7 protein-coding genes are annotated in these 8,773 nt (G+C 73.6%); 2 read left to right on the top strand and 5 right to left on the bottom strand.

The window, feature by feature from the left end; all coding sequences use genetic code 11:
* Window positions 1–79: 79 nt before the first annotated feature.
* Entirely contained in the window at window positions 80–4,339 is a 4,260-nt protein-coding gene (locus ACOJTC_RS23240; protein ID WP_420118477.1) for a family 43 glycosylhydrolase, read from the bottom strand.
* A 143-nt stretch (window positions 4,340–4,482) separates the two neighbouring features.
* Complete coding sequence (locus tag ACOJTC_RS23235; protein WP_204923106.1) at window positions 4,483–4,785, bottom strand: GNAT family N-acetyltransferase; 303 nt, start codon at window positions 4,783–4,785, stop codon at window positions 4,483–4,485.
* Between the two features lie 132 nt (window positions 4,786–4,917).
* On the opposite strand from ACOJTC_RS23235, the gene ACOJTC_RS23230 reads away from it, so the two are divergent.
* Entirely contained in the window at window positions 4,918–5,475 is a 558-nt protein-coding gene (locus ACOJTC_RS23230) for a GNAT family N-acetyltransferase (protein ID WP_204923107.1), read from the top strand.
* 19 nt (window positions 5,476–5,494) lie between these two features.
* On the opposite strand, the gene ACOJTC_RS23225 is transcribed toward ACOJTC_RS23230, so the two are convergent.
* Entirely contained in the window at window positions 5,495–6,100 is a 606-nt protein-coding gene (locus ACOJTC_RS23225) for a YdeI/OmpD-associated family protein (RefSeq protein ID WP_420118476.1), read from the bottom strand.
* Between the two features lie 9 nt (window positions 6,101–6,109).
* Window positions 6,110–6,697, bottom strand: a complete 588-nt coding sequence (locus ACOJTC_RS23220) for a TetR/AcrR family transcriptional regulator (protein ID WP_420118475.1) — start codon at window positions 6,695–6,697, stop codon at window positions 6,110–6,112.
* A 59-nt stretch (window positions 6,698–6,756) separates the two neighbouring features.
* Between ACOJTC_RS23220 and ACOJTC_RS23215 the strand changes: the two genes are divergently transcribed.
* Window positions 6,757–7,497, top strand: a complete 741-nt coding sequence (locus ACOJTC_RS23215) for an SDR family oxidoreductase (protein WP_420118474.1) — start codon at window positions 6,757–6,759, stop codon at window positions 7,495–7,497.
* Window positions 7,498–7,593: 96 nt separating this feature from the next.
* On the opposite strand, the gene ACOJTC_RS23210 is transcribed toward ACOJTC_RS23215, so the two are convergent.
* Entirely contained in the window at window positions 7,594–8,709 is a 1,116-nt protein-coding gene (locus tag ACOJTC_RS23210; RefSeq protein WP_420118473.1) for a MerR family transcriptional regulator, read from the bottom strand.
* Window positions 8,710–8,773 lie beyond the last annotated feature (64 nt).

Here is an 8,773-nt window from a genome sequence, read left to right as displayed (position 1 = left end):
CCCCCCGCGCCCCGCCCCCCCCCGCGGGGCGCGCCCCCCCCCCCCGCGGGGCGGGGCCCCCCCGGCGTCCGGCCGGCGGCTACCGGACCGCCGGCACCCGCAGCACGGCCACCTCGCCGACGTTGCCGGCCACGTCGACCGCGCGGTAGCGGACCCCGTGCGCCAGGTCGTCCAGCGGCACCGGCCCGGTCCAGGTGGTCCACTGGCCACCGTCGAGGCGGTACTCGACCCGGGCCACCCCGGAGTCGGCGTCCCGGCCGGTGACGACCAGCGCCCGGTCGACCAGCGTCGCCTCGGCGGTCGGGGCGACCCCGTCCACCTGCACCGACGTCGCCCAGGGTGTGCTCCAGAGCAGGTTGACCCCCTGCGCCCGGTACTCGATCGTGTGCCGGCCGGCGGGCAGGGCCACCGGCTCCCGGTACGGGAACCAGCCACCCCCGTCGATCTGGTACTCCACCAGCCTGATCAGCTCGCCGTGGGCCAGGGTGAGCGCGGCGTTCGCGCCGTACCAGCCGTCGGCGCCGGGGTCGGTGATCCGCAGCCGGGGCTGCCCGCCCCGGTAGCGCAGCGGCTCCACCCCGGTCAGGGTGGGCACCACCGGTTCGATGGTGCCGTCGTCGGCGAAGTACAGCCGGTCGATGGTGGTCTCCCGGTGGGTGCCGTCGCCGCCCGGGATGGCGAACCGGTGGTACGCCACGTACCAGTCGTCGGTGCCGGGCACCTGGACGATCGAGTGGTGCCCGGTGCCCAGGATGCCCTGGGCCGGGTCCTTGGTGAGGATCTCCCCCCTGCTGGTGAAGGGCCCGAGCGGGCTGCTACCGATGCCGTAGCCGACCCGGTAGTTCTCGCTGCCGGTGTCGTCGATCGACCAGGACAGGTAGTACACGCCGTTGCGCTTGTGCATGAACAGGCCCTCGCGGAAACCGGTGAGCCCGGTCAGCCGGACCCGCCGGGTGACGTCATAGGAGATCATGTCGTCGTTCAGCGGGACCACGTACGGGGTGCCGTTGCCCCAGTACAGGTAGCTCTTCCCGTCGTCGTCGGTGAACACCGCCGGGTCGATCTGCTGGGCGTTGCCGTAGTCGGCCTTGCTCACCAGGGGCCGGCCGAGCGGGTCGACGAACGGCCCGAGCGGCGAGTCGGCCACCGCGACGCCGATGTTCTGCTGGGCCGAGAAGTACAGGTAGTACTTCCCGTTCCTCTCGATCGCGGCCGGCGCCCAGGCGTTGGTGTCCGCCCAGCTGACGTCCGGCCCGAGGTCGAGAATGGTGTCGTGGGCGGTCCAGTCGACCAGGTTGCGGCTGGACCACACGGTGAACGTCGAGCTGCCCCAGCCGGGGAAGCCGTCGGTGGTGCCGTAGATGTAGTACGTGTCGCCGAACCGGACGATGTTCGGGTCGGCGTTGTACCCGGGCAGCACCGGGGTGTTCATCGGCACCGCCCGCACCGTCCAGGCCCGGCTGGCCCCGGCGGCGCTGGTGACGGTGACCGTCACCGGTCGGGTGTAGTTGCGCGGCCCGGCGGGCCTGACCGTCGAGGTGGGCGCGACCAGGTAGCGCGGGGCGAGCCTGGTCAGGTCGGTGCCCGGCCGGACCGGCAGGGTGATCGTGCCGCTGCCGGCGTCCACGATGGCCGGGACCCTGAGGCTGTCGAGTTCGACGGCGACGACACTGGTGCCGTTGCTGCCCAACGCGGCCACCTCGGCGTCGCTGAGCGCCCGGTTGTAGAGGGAGAAGTCGCGGATGCGGCCCGTGAGGTAGCGGTCGCTGGCGTACTGGGAGCGGCCCAGGTAGTTGGCGGTGGTCCGGCCGCCGCCGATGTCACCGGGTGCGACGGTCAGCCCGGTCTTCTCGGCCACCCGCACCCCGTCCAGGTAGATCCGGGCGGTGCCGGCCCGGTTCAGGGTGTACGTCAGGGTCTTCCACACCCCCCGGGGCAACGCCCGGCCGCCGGTGACGGTCTGCTCGCCGGTCCAGTTGCCCAGGCTGATCGAGGTCCGGTAGTCGTTGCCGGTGGTGAACAGGTAGCCGTTGCCGACGCCTGCGGAGTCGGTGTTGCCGAGCCCCCAGACGAAGTACGGGGTGGCCTGGTCGGCGGCGATGTTCACGTCCATCGACACGGTGATCTCGTCCAGCCCGGACATGATGTTGTCGGGCAGGTCGACGTGGCCGTTGGTGCCGCCGAGGGTCAGGCTGCCGGCGTCCCAGCGGGCGTCGCCGGCCAGGGTGGCGTGGTGGCCGTTGCCGGAGTCGTCGATGACCGTGCCGCCGCCTGCCTGGTCGAGCCGGTAGTGGGCCACCACCCCGTCGGCGTTGGCGTCCACCGGGGGCGGCGCGTCGGTCAGCGCGTCGAGTTCGGCGCGGGTCACCGGGATGACCGTGCCGTGCCGTGGGCTGGCCGGCAGCCGGTAGGACGCCGGCACCTTCCAGTTCGGCCTGGCCAGGTCGTCGGTGCCCAGCGGGATGTAGCCCCGGCCGCCGTACTCGTCGACGAACAGGTAGTACCGCGAGCCGGAGGTGTCGCCGGGGTTGGCCTTGAAGACGGTGGGTCCCTCCACGGCGGAGGTGCCGGCGTCGCGGCCGATGCACGAGTCGAGCATCGTCCACGACGGTCGGCCGGGCAGGTCGACGGCGGTCAGCGAGGGGGATCTCTCCTGGATGATGTCGGAGCAGCCGGTGCCGCCGCCGCCCTCGTCCTTGGTGAACCGGTAGTAGGTGTCGCCCTCGCGGATCATCGTGGAGTCGATCCGCGACTCGCCCCGGTCCTGCCAGATCGTCGCCGGGCTGAACGTGACGAAGTCGCGGGTGGTGGCGGCCAGCATCCGGTTGTACGTGTTGCCGGTGTGGTCCGGGTCGTTCTCGGCGAACAGCTTCGAGGCCCAGAAGACCAGGTACTCACCGCGTTCGGCGTCCCAGTACGCCTCCGGCGCCCAGGTGTTGCCGGCGGTGGGTGGGGAGACCTCGACGTGGCGCTGCGCCGACCAGTTGACCAGGTCGGTGGACTCCCACACCTCCAGGTAGCGGCTGCCCCGGCGCTGGGCTGCGTCCCAGTCGCCGTTGCGGCCGATCGACAGGTCGGTGGCGATCAGGAAGAACCGGTCCCCCTCCGGGCTGCGGATCAGGAACGGGTCGCGCAGGCCCAACGTGCCGTGGGTCGACTCCAGTTTCGGCTGGCCGCCGTTGACCTCCGTCCACTGCAGGGCGTTGTTGCCCCGGCTGGCGGCGAAGTAGATCTTCTCCCCGGCGATCGAGTTGCCGGTGAAGTAGCTGAACGCGTAGCCGGCGTACGGCGCGGGGGCCGGCAGCTCACGGACGGTCAGCGTGATGGTCCGCTCGACGGTGGCGGCGCCGACGGTGACCGTGGCGGTCACCGGCACCGTCGTGTCGCCCGCGCCGTGCGCGGGACGACGCACCACGCCGTCGGCGGCGACCACCTCCGGTCGGGCCGAGCGCCAGCGCACCGTCGCGTCGTACCGGCCGGTGGCGGGCATGGTCAGGTTGCCACGGACGTCCTCGGCGTGCACCAGGGTCAGGGCGGCGGCGGCCGCCTCGGCCCGGGTCTGGTCGGACTCACCGGGTTGCGCGACCACCGCGACCTCGGCGGCGGTGAGGGCGCGGTCGTAGATCCGGAAGTTCGCCACCCGTCCCTTGAGGAACCGGTCGGTGGCGTAGTTCGACCGGCCCAGGTTGTTGGCGGTGGTGACGCCGTTGCCGACCGCGCCGGGCGGCACGGTGACGGCGGTGTTGCGGGCCACCTGCACGCCGTCGGCGTAGAGGGTGCCGGTGGTGCCGGTCTGCGTGTAGACGACCGACTTCCACACCCCCCGGGCCAGGTTGCCGCCGGTGCCGGTGACCTTCTCGCCGGCCCAGTTGGTGGTGGTGATGCCGGCGCGGAAGGCGTCGCCGCTGGCGAACAGGTAGCCGGTGCCGGCGGCGGAGGTGGCCGGGTTGCCCAGGCCCCAGAGGAAGTACGGGGTCTGCTGTGCCGGGTCGACCATGACGTCCAGTGCCACGGTGAGCGAGGAGCGGCCGGCCAGCAGGTTGTCGGGCAGTTTGACGTGGTCGTCGACGCCGTCGAGCAGCAACCCGTCGGTGCCGGTCCAGGTGCCGCCGCCGACCAGGGTGCCGTCGTTGCCGCGGCCGGAGGTGTCGACGACGGTGGTGCCGGTGCGTTGGTCGAGGTCGTAGCGCAGGAGCAGACCGTCGGTGACGTCGTCGGCGGCGGCCGGGGCCGCGGTGGCGGGGGCCAGCGCGGCGAGGAGGGTGAGCACGGTGGCGGCGACGACCGTGCGGGTGCGGCGGGGGGTGGGGTGGTGGTTCCGGGGAACTGCTGAGGGCATGGGGGGATTCCTCGGCGTCATGTGAGCGTTAACAGGCTGGAATTGTCAACGCAACAATCAGACGCCGTCAAGGATGCGCCGCCCGCCGATGCGCTGCGCACCCGCCTGCTCACCACCCGGGGGGCCGCCCCCGGGCCGCCGGGCTACTTGATCCGGCGGGTGGAGCGGGCCACGATGTCCGCGTACTCCGGGTGCCGGCCCAGCCAGTCGGCGAGGAACGGGCAGATCGGCACCACCGTACGGCCCCGGGCGCGGGCGTCGTCCATGACCGCGCGGGCCAGCGTCGAGCCGACGCCCCGCCCCTCGAACGCCGGGTCGACCTCGGTGTGCGTGTAGGCGATGATGGCACCGGTCAACTGGTAGGTGACCAGCCCGGCCAGCGCCCCGGTCTCGTCGCGCGCCTCGAACCGCTCCCGGTCCGGCACGTCCGTCACAGTCAGATCCACCGGACCATCCAAACACGCCCGAGGGCCGCCGGCCCGGCCGGGCGCGCAGCTCAGCGGGCGCGCCCCCACCCGACGGGTGGGCGACCCGTCGACGACGGGGGCAGGGCCCACGATGCGTTAGAGTCCGGCCGCATGGACGGCACCACGCTGCGTACGCCCCGCCTGACCCTGCGCCCGGTGGGTGACGGCGACGTCGACCGCATCCTCGAGTACCGCAACCTGCCCGAGGTGACGTACTGGCTGCTGCGGACCGAGGTGGAGCCGGCGGCGTTCCGGGCGGCCTGGCGGCGCGCCGCCGACGACCCCGACGACCACAGCCGGGCGGTCGTCCTGGACGGCCTGGTGATCGGCACGGTCTCGCTCGACGTGCTGGACGGGATGGGGCAGCCGGGCATGCCGACCCGGACCGAGGCCCAGCTCGGCTACATCTTCGACCCGGCCCACGGCGGGCGGGGCTACGCCACCGAGGCGGTCGCCGCGATGGTGGCGTACGCGTTCACCCGGTTGGGCGTCCGCCGGATCACCGCCGGGTGCTTCGCCGACAACCTCGCCTCGGTGCGGGTGCTGGAGAAGGTCGGCATGCGCCGCGAGCAGCACGGCGTCGGCGACTCGTGGCACGCCGAACGGGGCTGGGTGGACGGCTACACCTACGCCCTGTGCGCCGGGGACCGGCCCCCGACGCCCCGGTAGGCGGGTCGGGCGGCACCGGTCACGGGACCTGCGGCGGCCGGGCCCGCTGCGGGTGGGGCGTCTCGTGGCGGGCCAGCATGGCGACGAACTCGGCGATCTTCCGCTCCCGGGTCTGCGCCCGTTTCACCGCGTTGAGCCGGTGCACGAGCGCGAACAGGTTGGTCCGGGTGAGCACGTCGAACATGGCCTGCGCGGCGGGGTCGGCGGCGACCGCGGCGAGCAGGTCGGCGGGCACCTCGACGTCCGACGGCGGGGCGTAGGCCGCGGCCCACCGTCCGTCCGCTTTGGCGGCCTCCACGGCGGCCCGGCCCGAGGGCTGCATCCGGCCCTGCTCCTCCAACCGGGCCACGTGGGCGACGTTGCGTTGCGACCAGATGCTGCGCGCCCGGCGGGGGGTGAACCTGATCCAGGAACTCTCCTGGTCCCGCTTGCGGGCCTGCCCGTCGATCCAGCCGAAGCACAGCCCCTCGTCGACCGCCTGCTGCCAGGTCAGGGTGGTGACCGTGCCGCCCTTGCGGGTCAGGGCGAGCCACACCCCGGGGGAGGTGTCGTGGTGGGCCGACAGCCAGGCGCGCAGCGCGTCCGCGTCGGGGACGACCAACTCATCCAGTTCCGCGCTCGCCATGACGGCAGGCTAGCCGCTACCGGTGACAATCCCGCCGGGGGCGCGGAGGCCGTCGACGAGGACGGCCAGCAGGCGCGACCCCCGGCTGTCCAGCTCGGTGTCGTCCAGTCGGGAGAGCCAGCTGATCAGGACGATGACGTCCCGGGCCTCGACGTCGGCGCGGATGCTGCCGGCCGAGCGGCCGGCGGCGAGCAGCAGTTCCACCGCTTCGCCGATCGGGCCGAGACTGTGCGCGGCGAGGTCACGCCAGGTCGCCGCCTCGACGGCGGCGAACACGTCCCGCTTGACCCGGGCGTAGGCGGCCACCCGGTCGAACCAGGCCGCCAACGCCGCCACCGGCGGGTGGGTGGCCAGCAGCTGCGGGGCCGCGGCGACCAGGTCGTCGACCTCGTGCCGGTACACCTCGACGAGCAGGTCCTCCCGGGTGGGGAAGTGCCGGTACAGGGTGCCCTGCCCGATGCCGCAGGCCTTCGCCACCGCGTTGAGTTTCAGCTCGCCCGGCTCGTGCACCAGGTCGCGGGCCGCGCGCAGGATGCGTTCGCGGTTGCGTCGCGCGTCGGCGCGGGACGCCGCAGCGCCCTTGACAGAAGCGGACACGTGTCCGCTAAGCTCCTCGGGGTAACCGGACATGTGTCCACTCTACCCCGAGGAGAATCATGACCATCCCCGGAAAGGTCGTCGCGATCACCGGCGCCAGCAGCGGCATCGGCGCGGCGACCGGCCGCCACCTCGCCGCGCTCGGCGCGTCCGTCGTGCTCGGGGCCCGCCGCACCGACCGGCTCGACCGCCTGGTCGCCGAGATCGAGGGCTCCGGCGGCAGGGCGGTCGCCACCCGGGTGGACGTCACCGCCCCGGACGACCTGCGGTCCCTGGTCGCCCTCGCCGTGCAGCGGTTCGGGCGGCTGGACGTCCTGGTCGGCAACGCCGGGATCAGCAGGCTCGGCACCGTCGCCGAGCTGGACGTCGAGGGCTGGTCGGCGATGGTCGACGTGAACGTCAAGGGCGTCCTGCACGGGATCGCCGCCGCCCTGCCCGTCTTCACCCGCCAGGGCAGCGGTCACCTCGTCACGGTCGTCTCGACCTCCGGCCTGAAGATCGTTCCCACCCAGGCGGTGTACGCCGGAACGAAGAACGCGGTGCGCACCCTGCTGGAGGGCCTGCGGCAGGAGAGCACGAGCGGAGCGCTGCGGACGACCTCGATCTCCCCCGGTTATGTCCGCACCGAGTTCGTCGACCGGGCCATCGACGACCCCGCGGTACGCGCGGAGGCGCAGCGGACCATGGCCGAGATCGGACTCGACCCCGACGCGGTCGCCCGCGCGATCGCCTTCGCCGTCGACCAACCCGACGACGTCGAGATCGGCGACCTCACCATCCGACCGACCCGCCAGGGCTGACCGTGGCGGCGGCCCGGCCGGTCCCACCCGGGCATCCGGCGGAGCTGCCGGCACTGCCACGTCGGCCGCGCCACGCAGCGACCCCGGCCGGGCTGTTCAGGCCACGAGCAGGCGCAGGCCCAGCTCCGCGGTGTCGCGACGCAGCAGGTCCCCGTTGCGCTGCGCCCACCGGCCCGACGCCAGGTCCTCCCGGAGCATCCCGACGGCCCGTCGTTCGGCCTGCGGCCCGACCCGGGTCCACACCGACACCGCGCGCCGCACCCGCTCGTCCAGGTACGCCTCCGGCCGTCGCCAGTACGCCTCGAACAGGCCGTCGGCGCAGTCCCACGGGACGTCCACCGGCTCGGCGCGCCCACCGATCGCGGCGGTCAGCTCGCCCAGCGGGGGCCAGTCGACCAGCAGGCCGGCGAACTCCGGCAGGTAGTCGCGGGTCAGCCAGAACCGTTCCCGCCAGCCGGCGCCGTCGGCGTCGTAGGTGAACACCACCACCCGCCGGGCCACCCGACGCATCTCCCGCAGCCCGGCGACCGGGTCCGGCCAGTGGTGGACGGTGCTGACCGCCATCGCCGCTTCGAAGGAGCCGTCGGCGAACGGCAGGTCCCCCGCGGCGGCGGCCACGCACGGCGCGGCGTCGGCCGGACGCAGCGCCCGCATCACCGCCGACGGCTCCACCGCCGTCACCGCACGGTCGCCGGGTTCGTAGGAGCCGGTGCCGGCCCCGACGTTCAGCACGGTCCGGGCGTCGCCCAACGCCGCCCAGATGCGGGCGGCGATCCGGGGGTCGGTGCGCCGGGTCGCCGGATAGGCGCTGCCGATGGTGTCGTACAACCGGCCGCCGAAGACCCGTAGCTGCTCCTCCGGGGTGGTGGCGATCCCCAGCGCCCGCGCCTGCAACTCCCGGTCGATCGCCGCGACCAGGGCGGCGGCCCGGTCGCGCTGGTCGGTCAGCAGGCCGCGCAGCCGGCACAGGTGCGCGACGGGGTCGGTCGCCGGATCGTCCACCAGGTCCGCGATCTGCCGGAGTCCGAACCCGAGTCGCCGGTAGCCGAGCACCTCGCGCAGCCGCCGTACGTCGGCGGGCGAGTACGCGCGGTGTCCCGCCGCCGTCCGCGCGGACGGCGTCAGCAGGCCGATCTCGTCGTAGTGGTGCAGCGTCCGGACGGTGACCCCGGCCAGTTCCGCCACCCGTCCCACGGTCAGGTGTTCGTCCACGGCACCGACTATCTGCCCTCACGCCGCGTGAGGAGCAAGCACCCGCAACGGGTACGGCCGCCGC

This window comes from Micromonospora sp., from assembly GCF_048594385.1.
GTDB lineage: Bacteria > Actinomycetota > Actinomycetes > Mycobacteriales > Micromonosporaceae > Micromonospora > Micromonospora wenchangensis.
Note: the sequence above shows the minus strand (reverse complement) of the source record. Positions and strands in the feature narration are given on the sequence as shown.

Excerpts from the sequence above, each read along its gene's own strand:
- ACOJTC_RS23240 (WP_420118477.1), bottom strand. The coding sequence starts at position 4,339 with ATGCCCTCAGCAGTTCCCCGGAACCACCACCCCACCCCCCGCCGCACC.
- ACOJTC_RS23225 (WP_420118476.1), bottom strand. The coding sequence starts at position 6,100 with ATGGCGAGCGCGGAACTGGATGAGTTGGTCGTCCCCGACGCGGACGCG.
- ACOJTC_RS23215 (WP_420118474.1), top strand. The coding sequence starts at position 6,757 with ATGACCATCCCCGGAAAGGTCGTCGCGATCACCGGCGCCAGCAGCGGC.
- ACOJTC_RS23230 (WP_204923107.1), top strand. The coding sequence starts at position 4,918 with ATGGACGGCACCACGCTGCGTACGCCCCGCCTGACCCTGCGCCCGGTG.